Raw genomic sequence first — 15,726 nt, 5'->3', positions numbered from 1 at the left:
CGGCTACGCAAATCGGTGAGCGAGTTCAGCCGTGATACACCCTGAAAAGATGGTCGTGGTTCATGATTATTTTGGCATCAGGGGAGGTGGCGAACGTGTGGCGCTAAGCCTTGCGCGCACTTTCGAGGCCACGCTCATGTTTGGCTACAGAACCAGCGAGACCTTCGATGCCGATATGTTTTCACCGGACATTCACGATCTCGGGTTGCCATCGATTTTCCAGAAACCAGGTCTTCGCGCAGCCGCCCTGGCCATGCGGTTCCGCGCAAGCCGGCGCACAGTGCAAAAATACGGCACCCGTATCTTCAGCGGCGTCTCGGCCCCCTTTGCGGCACCCGAAGCCGGCAGTGGGCGAAATATCTATTATTGCCATACGCCGCCGCGCTTTCTTTACGATCAGAAAGATCATTTCTCCAGGCTTGTCCGCGGCAGTTCGGTGAGAACATACGCGCTGGAGCGTTTCCGCAAGGCTTATGAGGCAGCATTCGACCGTATGGACGTGGTCGTGGCCAATTCGCAAACCGTGCGCGAACGGATCCAGACTTTTCTCGGGCGTGATGCCGTCGTTGTTTACCCGCCTTGTGATACCGACGCCTATAATTGGCTGGGCCAGGATCCGTTCTATCTGTCGACTGCACGCCTTTCGCCGCTGAAACGTGTTGATCGCATCGTAGATGCCTTCATCAGGATGCCGGACAAGCGGCTCGTGGTCGCGTCGCAAGGCGATGATTTCGAGATGTTGAAGCGTCGCGCCGCCGATGCGCCAAACATCACCTTTCTTGGCTGGGTCGGGGAGGAAAAACTGCGAACGCTGATGGGGCAGGCGATCGCGACGCTCTATGTGCCAGTTGACGAGGATTTCGGGATTTCGCCGGTAGAATCCATGGCTGCCGGCAAGCCGGTGATCGGGGTTGCCGAAGGTGGCCTGCGTGAGACCATTCTTCATGGTGAGACGGGATGGCTCCTTGAACCTGCCTTCGGTGTGGACCAACTGATAGAAGCCGTCCAGACAATGACCTCCGTGCGGGCGCTTGCCATGCGCTCAGCCTGTGAGGAGCGGTCGGTCTTGTTTTCTGAAGCCCGATTTGTCGCCGGGATGCATGCAGTTGTTGGCAAATGACGATATGCGCTCTCCATTTCTTACCGCTGGCCCGGAAAAATGCCGCACCCTTCACTTGGGAAAATCACGCCAGGGGCATGCTGCGGGTTTTTGAGCAGGCCATCGAGCAAAGACGGAAGAGCAACGCTTGAAAGTCCTGCACTTCTTCAAGACCTATTGGCCCGATACCTTTGGCGGGGTGGAGCGGACGATCCATGCCATTGCCCAAAGCACGGCTGCTCACGGCGTGGAAACCGAGGTGCTGTCGTTGAGCCGTGCTCCGGCTGAGAACACGAAGCAACTTGACGGACACATGGCCCGCAAAGCCAGGCTCGACTTCGAACTGGCGTCGACCGGATTCTCGCTTGAGGTTTTTCGGAGGTTCAGAGAGCTCGCGGCGAAAGCCGACCTGATACACTACCATTTCCCATGGCCGTTCATGGACTTGGTGCATTTTCATTCCCGTCACGGCAAGCCGAGTGTCGTCACCTATCATTCCGACATCGTCAAACAGAGACTGTTGCTGCCTTTTTATCGACCATTGATGCTGCGTTTCCTGAAGGACGTGGATGCCATCGTTGCGACATCGCCGAACTATCTGAAATCGAGTCCTGTTCTCAAAGCCTTCGAGGCGAAATCGACCGTCATTCCGATTGGCATCGACGAGAATGCCTACCCCGCACCAACCGAGGCAGACAAGAACTGGTGCCGATCGGTGGTGGCGCAACCCTTCGTGCTGTTTGTCGGCGTCTTGCGCTACTACAAGGGACTGGACGTGCTGATCCAGGCAGCCAGTCAGGTGCGGTGCAAGATCGTCATCGCCGGATCCGGCCCCATTGAGCAGCAACTCAAGCTCCAGGTCGCAAAACTGCGGCTCGATAACGTGATCTTCCTTGGAGAGATTACGGAGCAGCGCAAGATGGCGCTGCTTCATGCCTGCCGCGGATTCGTTTTCCCATCGAACCAGAGGTCGGAAGCCTTTGGGCTGTCCCTGGTAGAAGCAGCGATGTGCGGCAGAGCAATGATCTCGTGCGAAATCGGCACGGGAACGACCTATGTCAACGAGCCTGGGGTAACCGGGCTGGTGGTCCCGCCGTCGGACCCGGCGCGGCTGGCTGAAGCGATCAACCGCTTGGTGGATTCGCCTGAAGACGCCGGGAGATGGGGGCGGGCGGCGCGGGATCGCTATGCCAGTCTTTTTACCGCTGACAGGATGGGAAGCGCTTACGCCGCGCTCTATTCCCGGCTGGTCTCGCGCGTCATCTGAAACAGCCAGGTAACAAAAAAACTCTGGCGATGACAGCAACTCCACGCTATGCGATGGATTGCAGCGGGGGCTGAGGATTTTGACTTCAACGCGTGGTCAATGACGTATGTCAATTGATCTCACGCTAATGTAGTGTTCAAGTCCTTTCGCCTGGAGTTCAGTACTGGCCAATGACTTCCTATTTACAAGCCGTGTCCGGAAGTCGGCCGAAGATGCGGCGCGCCATCATCATGGTGCAGGATCTGGTAATGGTCTTGGTCGCTGTGGCGCTCAGCCTCGTCCTCTCACGGTCAAATCTTTCGTTCGAGCCGCTCTCCTATGAGGGCTTGGTCACCTGGGTTGGCATCGTTGTCATCAGCCACCTGCTGTTCAGATATTGTGGTCTCTACACAACCATCTGGCGCTTTGCCTCGACCCCGGATTTTTTCAACATTCTGAAGAGTTGCGGGATTCTGACGATTGTCCTTTATGGCGTCTCGCTGCTGGCTCGCTACATCCAGCCCGTCGCCGGCCTCAACGAGCGCCAGTTCATCGTCTTCTTCCTCGTTTCCTTCACCATCATATCGGCGCCTCGGCTGTTCTACCGATTTCTTCGCGATGGCGCGAGCTGGGGCATCCTTACCCATAAGACCGATAAAGCGCAGGCCAAGCGGGCGCTGTTCGTCGGCCGCCTCGGCGAGGCCGACCTGATCATTCGTTTCACGCGCACGGCAGAGCCATCAGACCATTCCATCGCCGGCATCATGGCGACAGAGCGCGGTGCGCCGTTGGGCACACGCATTCAAGGTGTTCCCGTGGTGGCGACCCGGCCGCGCCTGATCGATGTCCTGGAGGACTACGCCGCCGGCACCAAGAGCATCGACCTGCTTATTTTCGGCAGCGGCGCCGAGCATGAGATCGAGGAATATACTGAACTTGTGCGTGTCGCCCGGCATGGCGGCATAGCCGTTGCCCAGTTCTCGAGGCTTTCGCAACTGGGGCAGGAGGGTAAGCTCGTTCTCGACGAAGTCGAGATGGAAACGATCCTGCGCCGCCCGACGGTGCCGTCCGATATAGAACGCATTGGTGCCTTCGTCGGCGGCAAGCGCGTCCTGGTGACGGGAGGCGCCGGATCTATCGGCCGCACACTGGTCAAGCGGTCGTTGGAACTCGGAGCAGCGGCCGTGCTGGTCGCCGACAATTCCGAGTTCGGCATCTTCCAGTTGAGCCAGTATGTCGACGAGAAGGACCAGGATCGCCTCAAGGTCCGCATCGTCGATGTCGCGGACCGGCGCCAGATGACGCTCGTCGTCACGGAATTCAAACCGGATATTATCTTTCACGCCGCCGCGCTCAAGCACGTTCCGCTGCTCGAGGAAAACTGGGAATTGGCCATCCAGACCAATGTTTTCGGTACGCTTGTCTGCGCTGAGGTTGCCGCCAAATGTGGCGTTCCGCAGTTCCTGCTCATCTCGAGCGACAAGGCCGTGGATCCGTCCTCGGTGCTTGGCATTACAAAGAGAGCAGCCGAGCAGCTTGTCAGTTCCCTGCACGAAAGCCACGCAATCGCGCCGGATGGGCGCCGTTGCGGCACCAAGTTCATAGCGGTGCGGTTCGGCAACGTGTTCGGCTCCAATGGTTCGGTGGCAACGATCTTCCAGGCACAGATTGAAGCCGGCGGTCCGGTCACGATTACCGATCGACGCATGACCCGTTATTTCATGACGGTGGCGGAAGCTGTCGACCTCGTCATCATGGCGGCCGCCGACGCACAGTCGCGCAACGGTAAGGACGACTATGCCATCTACATGCTGGACATGGGCAAACCCGTGCCGATTCTCGAAGTGGCGGAAACCATGATCCGCATGGCCGGCAAAACGCCCTATACGGATATCCCGATCCGCTTCACCGGCATCAGGCCCGGTGAGAAGCTTCATGAGACGCTCCAGGGCGCCAATGAAGAGGTCGTCACGCTCGATATCGCCAAGATCTTCGGCCTCAGAACCGATGTCGTGGCGTGGCCGACGGTTCAGGCCGCGCTGGCCGCGTTGCAGGCGGCGATGAAGAATCAGGATAAGGCTTCGGCCCTTGCCGTGTTGGCGGAACTCCATGGGCCGGAGACGTCAGCGCCCGATACACGGCGGGAAACGGGCTCGAGAATAGTCGGGGAAGCAGGTTAGATACGTTGCAGCTGGTGGTTGAACGGCGAGATTTTGCCCTGAAATCGATCCCGCAGCCGGCGGTCTTATTGATTGGCGGATGGCCGTGAAGGGACTGAAGCGAGCCTTCGACCTCGTCGCGACAACCCTGCTGTTGCTGGTGACGTCCCCTGTTTTGTTGCTCTGCATCCTGGCCGTGCGGGCATCGTCGCCCGGTCCGGCGATTTTTTCCCAGACGCGGGTCGGCCGCGATGGCGTGCTTTTTCGTTGTCACAAGTTGAGGACGATGTATCAGGGAACGCCGTCCTTGCCCTCGCACGAAGCGCCCGCGCATGCCGTGACTTCGGTCGGAAGGGTCCTGCGGAAATTCAAGCTCGATGAGCTGCCGCAATTCTGGAACGTTCTGCGGGGCGAGATGAGCCTGGTCGGACCGCGCCCGTGTCTGCCGACCCAGACGGAACTGATCGAGTGTCGCAGGCAGCTGGGGGTTTTGGCGGCACTTCCGGGCATTACCGGCATGGCGCAGATCAGGGGCATCGACATGTCGAATCCGCGGCTTTTGGCGCAAACGGATGCCGCCTATCTCAGGGCGTCGTCGTTCTGGCTCGACCTTCGCATCCTGTTTGGAACGCTCTATCGTAGCGGAGGCGGTTGAGCGTTTTCGAGCCGCGCTATCTCGGCCAGCCGCTCGAGGGTGCCTGTTTCCGGCAGCCAGCCCTCGGATACGAGCAGGGAAGGGTCGCATATCTGGGTCGCGGTCATGCTGTCCCAGGATGTCCGCTTGCCCAAGAGGATCGCGGCTGCCCGCAGCGGCCCGGCCGGCACGGCCGTCAGGCGCGTCGGCCGCCCGAAACCGCAGCGAAAGGCGCCGACAATGGCCGCGATCGAAACCGGCGGCACATCGCTGGCAACATGGATCGGTCGCAGCGGCTCCGAATGGCTCAGGAGATGCCACACCGCGCCTGCCGCGGATTGCAATGACATGAGCGAGCGGGTTCCGGTCAGGGCGCCTGTCGGCAGCGGCAAGGCCGTGTCGGCCAGCCGCATCAGCATTGCCATGTTTCCTTTCATGCCACTGCCATAGACCGGGGGCAACCGCAGCACCGTGGCGTCGGGGCGGCCATGCGACGCATAGGCGCCCAGCACCCTGATCTCCGCTTCGCGCTTCGAGCGGCCATAGGCACATTGCGGATCGGGCATCGTGTTCTCGTCGATCGTTGCATTGACGCGCGCGCCGATCACGGCCCGGATCGAGGAGAGCTGGATGAAGCGTCCGCTTGCCTGTTCGGCCGCCGCTTGCGCCAGCCGCGCGCTCAATTCTGCATTGGCCGCCCGAAAATCGGCTTCGGTTGTGTTGCCTTCATCATTGTTCAGGCCAGCGCAATGCACGACGTCCGTAACATCCCTGGTCAGCGCCAGGAAGGCAGCCATCGGCGCATCGAAGCCGGGCATCAGCATGGCGTCATGTCCCGGACCAAGCCTTTCCGGACGGCGGGACGCGAGGCGGAGCTCCGCGCCCGCCTCACGAAGCCGATGCGCCACCTGACGGCCGATGAAGCCTGTCGCGCCTGTGACCAGGACTTTCATTGGCTTTGCCCTGAACGACTATTGGGTGGATCTAGGTGCCTGATCTTCCGTCGCTGGCGGAAGCACTCGGTCGTCCGTCCCCTGCGCATATGCCTGGTCGTGCGGCAATGGAACCTGGCGTCCGGAAGCAAGATATGTTCCCGATATCAGGAAGACCATCAGCACTGAGTCAAGAATGTCGTGACCAACCAGGATGCCTGTCATTCCGGCCGTGAGATAGATGATCACCACGATGACAATCATTGTCGCGCCAAAACACTCGAGCGGATCGGTGCTGTTTCGCAGGACCAGGGCGGCATTTCTGGCCGCAACAACAAAGATCGCCGCCAGCGTCACGGCGCCCAGGATACCTGCCTGCACCAAGGCGGTCAGGAAGCCGTTGTGGAAATGATTGAAGCCGGCATCCATTCCGAACTGATCCCGAAAGCCCTGTCTTATCAGGGTCTGGGTGGCACCCACGCCATGTCCGAACAATGGGGCCTCGCGGAACGCCTTCAGGCCTATGTCCCAAAGGGCAACTCGGAAACCCAACGAGGTGTTGTAGTTGCCCTGTGCCCCAAGTGCATCCAAGTCGGCGCGCAGAAAATCGACACGCCCGGATATCGTCTGGAAGCCGACAGCCGCCACCACGACGCCAACCGCCAACAGCAGCAACAGTAGGCGAACGGCATTCCTGCCTCTCAGCCGCTGCTGGTTGATCAGCAAGACAGCAATGCCGGCGATCAGCAGCGACAGCCAGATAATGCGCGTACCGGAATAGACAATGGCGATCGTCCCGCTAAGCGCTGCGCAGATAAAGGCGTTCCTGTGTCTCTCGATACCCGACAAGGCGCCAGCCACACAGACCATGACGGCAAGGCAGAGGACCTCGGCGAACACTATAGCATTACCGGCCCCGCCCTTGGCCCTCATCCCCAGCCAATATTGCTGGACAACGGCCAGCAGCAGCGCGACGAAACAGGCGGCGAGGCTGCTGAACACGATTATGCGGACAAGCGTGGTTTTCTGCGAGATGCTCCAGGTCGAATAGGAGATGGGAAAAAGCAGGAACGTCACGAGTGGAATAAGGCGTGGCGCATCCTGGACGATCGCGTTGTTGACGATGGACGCCACGAGATTGGACGCGCAATAGGCATATATCGCGATCGTCAGCGCCATCATCGCCCTGTCGGTGTTGAAGCGCCTCTTCTTCAAGGCAATCAATAGGGCGGACCATAGGCCGCCGCCATTGAACACGAAGCTGACCAGCGATCCCAGGACCGGTGGAAAAAAGAAGCAAAGGGTGGAGAAGTAGATATTGATCCGCGACGGCGTGAGTTGTGGTCTTATGGACGAAAGCCGGTTCAAGTTTCGGGCTCGCTATTCTCGAGTAGCTTTGTGCGGCACATCCTGTTCAGCGGAACCGAATGTGCTCGCCTCGAAATTGCCCATGCCTGATGACGCATCTTGCCCGCTTCCGGAGGTTTGTATAGTGGCTGGGCTGTCTTTTCGATAGTGCGTTGGGGCTGGTTGTCACCGAAAATCGGCGGCCCTGCGCCTGTCGACCGGGAAAGCGCTTCATGAGCGTTTGTCATCACGTTCTCCCGAGCAATTTTCTTCCTGCATTTCTCCGGGCGAAGGCCTTGCGAACAGAAATTTCCGGGTTCCGGCGAAAGCGTGGAAAATTCATTCTCGAACCGGCCGCTGCCGGGCTTGTCTTGCATTGTTCTGCCGTGCGCTGATCTGCTAGAACGCCCCGCACGAAACATGTTGTCCAGAAGCGAAGCTTGAATTGGCCATAAAGGCCCCATCATTTGACGCAAGGTCTTCTGCGAGAAAGCACGAGAGAACGCTCACAGTCGATGACAATAGCGCTTACGCATTTGCAGCGGCTTGAAGCCGAATCCATTCACATCTTCCGCGAGGTTGCGGCCGCCTTCGCCAAGCCGGTCATGCTCTATTCGGTCGGCAAGGATTCATCCGTGCTGATGCATCTGGCAATGAAGGCGTTTTATCCGGCCAAGCCGCCGTTCCCGTTCCTTCATGTCGACACGACGTGGAAATTCCGCGAGATGATCGCATTTCGCGACCAGATGGCACAAAAACTCGGCTTCGACCTTTTGGTTCATGTCAACGAAGACGGCGTGCGCGACAACATCAATCCGTTCGATCACGGTTCGAACACCCACACCCATGTGATGAAGACCGTGGCGCTGCGCCAGGCGCTCGACAAATACGGTTTCGACGCCGCTTTCGGTGGCGCCCGCCGCGACGAGGAGAAATCCCGCGCCAAGGAGCGCATATTCTCTTTCCGTAACGCCCAGCATGTCTGGGATCCGAAGAACCAGCGGCCCGAAATGTGGAAGATCTTCAACACGCGCATCGCAGCGGGTGAATCGATCCGCGTCTTCCCGCTGTCGAACTGGACCGAACTCGATATCTGGCAGTATATCCTGCAGGAGAACATCCCGATCGTGCCGCTTTATTTCGCCAAGGAGCGGCCAGTGGTGGAACGCGACGGCATGCTGATCCTCAAGGATGATGAGCGCATGAAACTGCGCCCCGGCGAGACAGTCGAGAACCGGCTGGTCCGGTTCCGCACTTTGGGCTGCTATCCGCTCACTGGCGCTATCGAATCCGATGCCGATACGCTCGAAGCCATCGTCGGCGAGATGCTGACCGCGCGTACCTCCGAACGGCAAGGTCGCATGATCGACCGCGACGAGGCGGGCTCGATGGAAAAGAAGAAGCGCGAGGGGTATTTCTGACCATGCGCCACATCATGGCAAAAAGCCTCGCACCCACCGACAGCGTCCGCGACTATCTGGCCGCACAGGAGAAGAAGTCGCTGCTGCGCTTCCTGACCTGTGGTTCGGTCGATGACGGCAAGTCGACGCTGATCGGGCGCCTCTTGTCCGACACCAAGCAGATCTTCGAGGACCAGCTTGCCGCGCTCGAACGCGATTCGCGCAAACATGGCACCACCGGTGACGACATCGATTTCGCGCTGCTGGTCGACGGCCTCGAGGCTGAGCGTGAGCAAGGCATCACCATCGACGTTGCCTACCGCTTCTTCGCCACGCCGAAGCGCAAGTTCATCGTCGCCGACACCCCGGGCCACGAACAATACACCCGCAACATGGCGACCGGCGCCTCGACCGCCGATCTGGCGATCGTGCTGATCGATGCCCGGCAAGGTGTGCTGCGCCAGACCAGGCGCCATTCGATCATCGCCTCGCTGCTCGGCATCCGCCACATCGTGCTGGCCGTCAACAAGATCGATCTCGTCGATTTCGATCAGGCGGTTTTTGACCGGATCGTCGAAGAATACCGGCAATTCTCTCGTGATCTCGGCTTCCAGACCATCGCGCCGATCCCGATGTCGGCCCGCTATGGCGACAACGTCAGCAGCCGCTCGCAGAACATGAAATGGTATTCCGGCCCGACTCTGATCGAGCATCTTGAGACCGTTTCGGTCGAAGAGGCTGCCGTCGAGCAGCCGTTCCGTTTTCCGGTGCAATACGTCAATCGCCCCAATCTCGATTTCCGTGGTTTTGCCGGCACGATCGCCTCCGGCGCCATCGCGCAAGGCGACGAGGTCGTTGTCGCTAAATCCGGCAAGTCGTCGCATGTCAAACGCATTGTCGCTTATGGCGGCGATCTTAAACAGGCGGTGGCCGGCCAGGCCATCACGCTCGTTCTTGACGACGAGGTCGAGGTCTCCAGAGGCAACATGCTGGTTTCGCCGGCCGCCCGGCCGCAGGTCGCCGACCAGTTCGCAGCCAACATCGTCTGGTTCGACGAGCATGCGCTGCTGCCCGGCCGTTCCTACATCCTGCGCACTGAAACCGACCAGACCAGCGCCACCGTCACCGACCTGAAATACCGCATTAATGTCAACGACTTCGCCCATGAGGCTGCCAAGTCGCTGGAGATGAATGAAGTCGGCATCTGCAACATCTCGACGCGGGCGCCGATCGCCTTCGATCCCTTCGCCGAGAACCGCACCACCGGCGCCTTTATTCTGATCGACCGTATCAGCAACGCCACCGTTGGCGCCGGCATGATCCTGCATTCGCTGCGTCGTGCCGAAAATATCCACTGGCAGTCGCTCGATGTCGGCAAGCGTGTGCGCGCCGACATGAAGAACCAGCGGCCAGCGGTGTTCTGGTTCACCGGGCTTTCGGGTTCCGGCAAGTCGACCATCGCCAATTTGTTCGAGAAGAAGCTGTTCGCCACCGGTGGCCATACCTATATCCTTGACGGCGACAACGTCCGTCACGGTCTCAACCGCGACCTTGGCTTTACCGACGCCGATCGTGTTGAAAACATCCGCCGCGTCGCCGAAGTCGCCAAGCTGATGGCTGATGCAGGACTGATCGTCATTGTCTCATTTATCTCGCCGTTCAGTGCCGAGCGGCGCATGGCCAGGGAATTGATGGCCGATGGCGAGTTCATCGAGGTGTTTGTCGACACGCCTTTCGAGGAATGCGCCAGACGAGATCCCAAGGGCCTCTATGCCCGCGCGCTGAATGGCGAGATCAAGAATTTCACCGGTGTCGATTCGCCTTATGAAGCGCCGGAAAAACCGGAAATCCATCTGAAGACGCTCGGCAGATCAGCGGAAGAGATGGTCGACACCCTGGAACACTGGCTGAATGAGCGCGACATTGCCGAAGACCAATATGACAACGGCGGCGGCATCTGACGACAGGCCGATGCTCGACATCTTCGAGCGGCTGGCCCTGGCGGCCGGACGCGAGGTCATGCGCGTGTTTCACGCCGGCTGTGCGGTCGACCACAAATCAGACGCCTCGCCGGTGACGGAGGCGGATCGCGAGAGCGAGAAGATCATTCTCGCCGGACTGCGCACCGCATTTCCCGACATTCCCTGTGTGGCTGAGGAGGAGGCCGCGGCCGGCATCATGCCGACCGATCTTGGCGACACCTTCTTCCTCATCGATCCGCTCGACGGCACCAAGGAATTCGTCAATCGCCGCACCGATTTCACCGTCAACATAGCGCTGGTCCGCCATGGCGTGCCGGAAGTCGGTGTCGTCTTTGCGCCTTGCACAGGCCGCTTCTTTTCCGGCCTGCCGGGCAGGGCGGAAGCCCTCGAAATCGATGGCGACTACCAGATCGTCGCGCGCAGGCCGATTTCGGTGAGAACGGCCGCAGCACCGCTGGCCGTTGTTGCCAGCCGCTCCCACAACACGCCGGAAACCGAGGCCTATATTCGTGACCTCGGTAGCGCCGAGATCGTCTCGGTAGGCTCGTCCTTGAAATTCTGCCTGCTCGCCAGCGCCGAGGCGGACGTCTATCCGCGCTTCGGCCGCACCATGGAATGGGACACGGCCGCCGGCGACGCGGTGCTGCGCGCGGCGGGCGGCACGACACGCACGCTGGATGGCAAACCCCTGGTCTATGGCAAACGCGACCAGGCCGATGACGAGGATTTCGCCAATCCGCATTTCATCGCCAGCGGCAGGGCAGGGGCCAGCCCCGCCTGAAAGCGGCCGCCGATTACTCGGCCGCGGCCTGCGCCGAGTTCGAGCCGATGTAGTTGCGGATCGTCTCGATGATCCGGTTCTGGTCGTCTTCGCTGAGATAGGCGTGCATCGGCAGGCACAGGATGCGCTTCGGCAGGTCTTCCGACACGGCAAGACCGCTCGGCGTGCGCGGGTAGTCGCGATAGGCGACCTGGGCATGCAGCGGTTTGACGTAGTAGATGACCGACGGAATGCCCCTTTCACTGAGATGCGCCTTCAGACCATCGCGTTTGGGCGTTTCGATGGCGTACTGCGCCCAGGCCGAACGGCCCCCATCGAGGTTGCGGGCAGCCGTGACGATATCGCCGAGCCCTTCTGCGTAACGGTTTGCCACCACCTGGCGCGCCACCATCTCGTCTTCCAGAATAGCGAGCTTTTCGATCAGAATGGCCGCTTGGATCGTGTCGAGCCGCGAATTGATGCCGACGCGGACATTGTCGTATTGCGTCTCGCCCTTGCCGTGGAAGGCGAAGGATCTGAGTTTGTCGGCCAGCGCGTCATCGTTGGTGAACATGGCGCCGCCGTCGCCGTAGCAGCCAAGCGGCTTGGCCGGGTAGAAGCTGGTCGAGCCGACATGGCCGAAGGCACCGCACATCTTGCCGTCAAGCGACCCGCCCATCGACTGGGCGGCGTCCTCGATCACCAACAGCCCTTCGCGGTCGGCGATCGCCATGATGGCATCATAGTCGGCGGCAAGGCCGAACAGGTCGACCGGGATGATCGCCTTCGGCTTCAACCGGCCTTCCTTCTTGATCATGGCGATGGCCGCCTCGAGGCTGGCGATGTCGATGTTGTAGGTATGAGGATCGACATCGACGAATACAGGTTCCGCCTTGGCGAGCGCCACCACTTCGGCGGTGGCAGCGAAAGTGAAGCTCGGCACGAACACCGCATCCCCCGGGCCGATACCGGCGGCAAACAGCGGCAAAAGCAGCGCATCGGTGCCGTTGGCGCAGGCCACGACATGCTTGGCGCCGATATAGGCGGCAAGTTTGTTCTCGAATTCGGTGACTTGCGGCCCCAGGATATAGCGGCCCTCTTCGACGACACGGTCGATCGCGGCCTTCAGCCGGTCGCGGATGCGTTCGCGCTGCGCGCCAAGATCAATGAACTGCATGTCGGCCTCAAAAAACGGTTCGAACCAGGCGGTTTAGCCAGATAACGGCCCGCTGGTACCAGAGTTGCGCCTGCCGAGAAAGCCGGACACGCAGAGCCGCGAATTGCCGAGGTGCCGCAGTCTGTTACCTCTGATTTGACGCGAATCCTGGCGAGATGCCGGAAATCCGGGCTTCGTCGGACGCAATTGTGCCTTTATAGTCCCACGGAGCGGTCCTGCGAAACATAAAGTGATCGGCTGGCTCAACTTAAGTTGAGCGTTGCTCAGGTGATTTCATGCCGCCACGGCGGATTGGCCCCTGCGCGCGACACGGTCACGGCCGCTGCCTTGGCGCCGAGCGCCAGCGCCTTGCGGATGGCGTCCTGCGTAAGGCCGGCGATGGCCGTCTTGTTCAGCAGGCCCTGTTCATGCAGGGAGGCGAGGATGCCGGCGTTGAACGTATCGCCCGCGCCGACCGTGTCGACCACCTCGACTTTTTCCGGCATTACGGTGACAGCGTGGTCCTTGGTGTAACCGACAGCGCCTTCGCTGCCATGCGTGACGACGATCAGCTTGGGGCCGCGGTCGAGCCAGTTGCGGATGACATCCTCGTGCGAACCGGCTTCGCCGAACCAGTTCAGGTCTTCGTCCGACAGCTTCACGATGTCGGCCATCGCCATCATGGCGCGGATGCGCTTGAGGTGCTTGGCCTTGTCCGGGATGAAGTTCGGCCGGATGTTGGGATCGAGCATCATGACGCGGCTTGCATGCTCGCGCTTCATGAACTCCTCATAGGCACTGCCGGCAGGCTCCGAGATCAGGCTGATGGCGCCGAATAGCATGGCCACGATCTCGTTGCCGAGCGTTGGCAGGTCATCGATGGTCAGCAGGCGGCCCGCGGTGTTCTCGTCGTAGAAGGTGTAGGTCGCCTGGCCGTTGGTGAGCTTCACGAAGGCCAGTGTCGTTGGCCGTAGCGAGGTGTGGGCATAGGTGGAACTGACCTTGCTTGCGCCAAGTGCGTCCCTGAACTGGCCGCCGAACAGATCCGACGACAGGCCCGAAAAGAAACCGGCCGGCGCGCCCAGCCGGCCAAGCGCGATGGCCGTGTTGAACACGGCGCCGCCGACATAGGGAGCAAAGGCCGGCTCACCTTGCGTCGTGGTGCGCGGCAGCATGTCGATCAGGGCTTCGCCGCAGCAAAGGATCATGGTTTTCTGGTCTCCGGCGGATAGATCACGCCCTTGCGGATGATGATGTTGGCGTAAAGCCGCGGCTCGCTTGTCGCGACGATGGCATGCGCCGATTTGACCCGTGCATAGAAGTCGGCGCCGGCCAGTGCAACCACCTTGCGGCCCGGCGCGCGTTTGGCACAGATCGCCTCGATCTCATGATGGACGGGATCGGCACGCGATGGGTCGCCCTTCACGGACGCCCGAAACAACGCTTCCGGCACCGCGTCGTCCACCGGCAGCACGCTCAGGATCGCGTCGAGCACTGGAATGAGTGCATGACCGTCGGCGCGGATCAGGCGTCTTGCCTGCTCCTCGGCCGGATAGTTTCCGTCGACAAGGGCGATCTCATCGCCATGGCCCATGGCGCGCAATGTCGCCAGAAGCTCCGGACCGAGCAGCGCCGGGATTCCGATCAGCATTCAGGCGCTCCTGGAAATCGTCGTCGAACCGATGAGGAAGCGTTCGGAAAGCGGCAGGCTGGCGCCGCCGAGCGCCCGGGCGTGGATGCCGACAGTTCCTTCGCGAACGGCGGGAAGTTTCAGGCCTTCGCCATCGATCATGGCGATGGCCGCGATGATGGCATCGACCAGCCGGCGGCGCACCGCCTTCGGCATCCAGCCGTCGACCACCGCCGCTTCGAAATCGATGACCGAGGATGCCGCGACGATCGCATAGGCAAGCGCCTTTGAGGCACTGGCGATCCAGTCGTCGAGTTCGTAACCGATCTCGCCCCAGTCCTCGGGCGAGGTCCACAGATGCGAGGCTTCGACGCCCCGGGCATTGAGCGCCTTTTCCAGCATGGCGATCGACGCCACGTCGATCAATTGGGTCGGCTTGCCGTCCGGTCCGGGCACGGGCATCGAGCCGAGCGCGCCTGCATTGCCGGTTGGCCCGCCGAACAGCCGGCCGTTGAGCACGATGCCGCCGCCGGCGAAGGCGCCGATATAGAAATAGACGAAGTCACGCGCGCCGCCCGCCTGGCCGAAGACGAGCTCGGCGCCGCAGGCCGAGGTGGCGTCATTTTGCAGATAGACCGGAAACTCACATTGCCCCTGTATATCGGCCCTGATGTCGCGGTGGCGCCACTCGTCCATGACGTCGCGCGGCGCGCCGGCGGTGTCGGCCCAGTTCCACAGTTCGAACGGCATGGCGATGCCGAGCCCGGCGATGCGCTTGTCCTGCGCCGGTGTCAGTTCGCCGCGCATCTTCTTCATGCCTGATGTGACGAATTCCACCGTCTCGCGCGGTGCCGGATAGCGATAGGAGTGCTGCAGCATCGCGCGCACATGGCCAAGAAAATCGATCAGCACCAGTTCCGCGCTGCGGCGGCCGATCTTGAGGCCGATGAAGAAGGCGCCCTCGGGGTTGAGCGCCATCGGTATGGAGGGCTGCCCGATCTTGCCGCGCAGCGGCGCCTGGCGAACGAGCAGGCCTTCTTCCTCCAGTTCGCGCATGATGACCGAGACTGTCTGCGCCGAAAGTCCGGTCATACGGGCGATGTCGGATTTCGCCAGGCTGCCGTGCTGGCGCACCAGCGAGAGCACCAACCGTTCGTTGTGGTCGCGCATGCCACTCTGGTTGGTGCCGCGGTGAATCAGGCTGTCATTCGCTTCGGGCGAACCGTGCCTCGCATTGGCGGTCTCCACCCTGTTCCTCCCGTCGTTTCTTCTCAATGCTTTTGGGCCAGAATGAGTGAACGAAGCAAGGCTGTCAATAATAAATAAGAGTGATTTAATTATTGACAGAGGCCTCGGTCTGGTGTCTGTTGGAGCCGCGTCC

The 15,726-nt window shown here is 60.8% G+C and carries 13 protein-coding genes; 7 read left to right on the top strand and 6 right to left on the bottom strand.

The window, feature by feature from the left end:
- Positions 1–31: 31 nt before the first annotated feature.
- The 4 genes from ACZYHG_RS29045 (at position 32) to ACZYHG_RS29030 (ending at position 5,159) form a co-directional block, all read left to right on the top strand.
- A complete protein-coding gene (locus tag ACZYHG_RS29045) occupies positions 32–1,120 on the top strand; it encodes a glycosyltransferase (protein ID WP_464611494.1) in 1,089 nt (362 codons plus the stop codon).
- 127 nt (positions 1,121–1,247) lie between these two features.
- Complete coding sequence (locus ACZYHG_RS29040; RefSeq protein WP_464611493.1) at positions 1,248–2,366, top strand: glycosyltransferase family 4 protein; 1,119 nt, start codon at positions 1,248–1,250, stop codon at positions 2,364–2,366.
- Between the two features lie 212 nt (positions 2,367–2,578).
- The gene (locus ACZYHG_RS29035) at positions 2,579–4,525 is read left to right on the top strand and encodes an SDR family NAD(P)-dependent oxidoreductase (protein ID WP_464611492.1); all 1,947 of its coding nucleotides are present in this window, start codon (positions 2,579–2,581) and stop codon (positions 4,523–4,525) included.
- Between the two features lie 79 nt (positions 4,526–4,604).
- A complete protein-coding gene (locus tag ACZYHG_RS29030; RefSeq protein WP_464611491.1) occupies positions 4,605–5,159 on the top strand; it encodes a sugar transferase in 555 nt (184 codons plus the stop codon).
- On the opposite strand, the gene ACZYHG_RS29025 is transcribed toward ACZYHG_RS29030, so the two are convergent.
- Complete coding sequence (locus tag ACZYHG_RS29025) at positions 5,138–6,091, bottom strand: NAD-dependent epimerase/dehydratase family protein (protein ID WP_464611490.1); 954 nt, start codon at positions 6,089–6,091, stop codon at positions 5,138–5,140. The genes ACZYHG_RS29030 and ACZYHG_RS29025 overlap by 22 nt on opposite strands.
- Positions 6,092–6,109: 18 nt before the next feature.
- Positions 6,110–7,438 (bottom strand): O-antigen ligase family protein, encoded by a 1,329-nt coding sequence (locus ACZYHG_RS29020; protein ID WP_464611489.1) that lies wholly within the window; start codon positions 7,436–7,438, stop codon positions 6,110–6,112.
- Between the two features lie 494 nt (positions 7,439–7,932).
- On the opposite strand from ACZYHG_RS29020, the gene cysD reads away from it, so the two are divergent.
- From cysD to cysQ, 3 genes are read left to right on the top strand one after another with little or no spacing between them, the layout of a single operon-like run.
- On the top strand, positions 7,933–8,838 hold the full coding sequence (cysD, locus tag ACZYHG_RS29015) for a sulfate adenylyltransferase subunit CysD (RefSeq protein ID WP_464611488.1): 906 nt from the start codon (positions 7,933–7,935) through the stop codon (positions 8,836–8,838).
- Between the two features lie 2 nt (positions 8,839–8,840).
- On the top strand, positions 8,841–10,778 hold the full coding sequence (gene cysN, locus ACZYHG_RS29010; RefSeq protein WP_464611487.1) for a sulfate adenylyltransferase subunit CysN: 1,938 nt from the start codon (positions 8,841–8,843) through the stop codon (positions 10,776–10,778).
- Positions 10,779–10,788: 10 nt separating this feature from the next.
- Complete coding sequence (cysQ, locus tag ACZYHG_RS29005) at positions 10,789–11,580, top strand: 3'(2'),5'-bisphosphate nucleotidase CysQ (RefSeq protein WP_464614816.1); 792 nt, start codon at positions 10,789–10,791, stop codon at positions 11,578–11,580.
- Positions 11,581–11,593: 13 nt separating this feature from the next.
- Here the strand turns inward: cysQ and ACZYHG_RS29000 are convergent, their stop codons facing one another.
- The 4 genes from ACZYHG_RS29000 to ACZYHG_RS28985 form a co-directional block, all read right to left on the bottom strand.
- A complete protein-coding gene (locus ACZYHG_RS29000; protein WP_464611486.1) occupies positions 11,594–12,736 on the bottom strand; it encodes a DegT/DnrJ/EryC1/StrS family aminotransferase in 1,143 nt (380 codons plus the stop codon).
- Between the two features lie 263 nt (positions 12,737–12,999).
- Complete coding sequence (locus tag ACZYHG_RS28995; protein WP_464611485.1) at positions 13,000–13,923, bottom strand: carbohydrate kinase family protein; 924 nt, start codon at positions 13,921–13,923, stop codon at positions 13,000–13,002.
- Positions 13,920–14,366: an RbsD/FucU family protein gene (locus ACZYHG_RS28990; protein WP_027034291.1), complete on the bottom strand. Its 447-nt coding sequence runs from the start codon at positions 14,364–14,366 to the stop codon at positions 13,920–13,922. The genes ACZYHG_RS28995 and ACZYHG_RS28990 overlap by 4 nt, the downstream gene beginning before the upstream one ends.
- Positions 14,367–15,593 (bottom strand): ROK family transcriptional regulator, encoded by a 1,227-nt coding sequence (locus ACZYHG_RS28985; RefSeq protein WP_464611484.1) that lies wholly within the window; start codon positions 15,591–15,593, stop codon positions 14,367–14,369.
- Positions 15,594–15,726 lie beyond the last annotated feature (133 nt).

It is taken from the genome of Mesorhizobium subarcticum, assembly GCF_055456085.1.
The sequence above is the reverse complement of the archived record's forward strand: the minus strand, read 5'-3'. Positions and strand labels throughout refer to the sequence as shown.

Coding starts and splice junctions, on each gene's coding strand:
- ACZYHG_RS29035 (WP_464611492.1), top strand. CDS start 2,579: ATGCGGCGCGCCATCATCATGGTGCAGGATCTGGTAATGGTCTTGGTC.
- ACZYHG_RS29030 (WP_464611491.1), top strand. CDS start 4,605: ATGGCCGTGAAGGGACTGAAGCGAGCCTTCGACCTCGTCGCGACAACC.
- ACZYHG_RS29025 (WP_464611490.1), bottom strand. CDS start 6,091: ATGAAAGTCCTGGTCACAGGCGCGACAGGCTTCATCGGCCGTCAGGTG.
- cysD (WP_464611488.1), top strand. CDS start 7,933: ATGACAATAGCGCTTACGCATTTGCAGCGGCTTGAAGCCGAATCCATT.
- cysN (WP_464611487.1), top strand. CDS start 8,841: ATGCGCCACATCATGGCAAAAAGCCTCGCACCCACCGACAGCGTCCGC.
- cysQ (WP_464614816.1), top strand. CDS start 10,789: ATGCTCGACATCTTCGAGCGGCTGGCCCTGGCGGCCGGACGCGAGGTC.
- ACZYHG_RS29000 (WP_464611486.1), bottom strand. CDS start 12,736: ATGCAGTTCATTGATCTTGGCGCGCAGCGCGAACGCATCCGCGACCGG.
- ACZYHG_RS28995 (WP_464611485.1), bottom strand. CDS start 13,923: ATGATCCTTTGCTGCGGCGAAGCCCTGATCGACATGCTGCCGCGCACC.
- ACZYHG_RS28990 (WP_027034291.1), bottom strand. CDS start 14,366: ATGCTGATCGGAATCCCGGCGCTGCTCGGTCCGGAGCTTCTGGCGACA.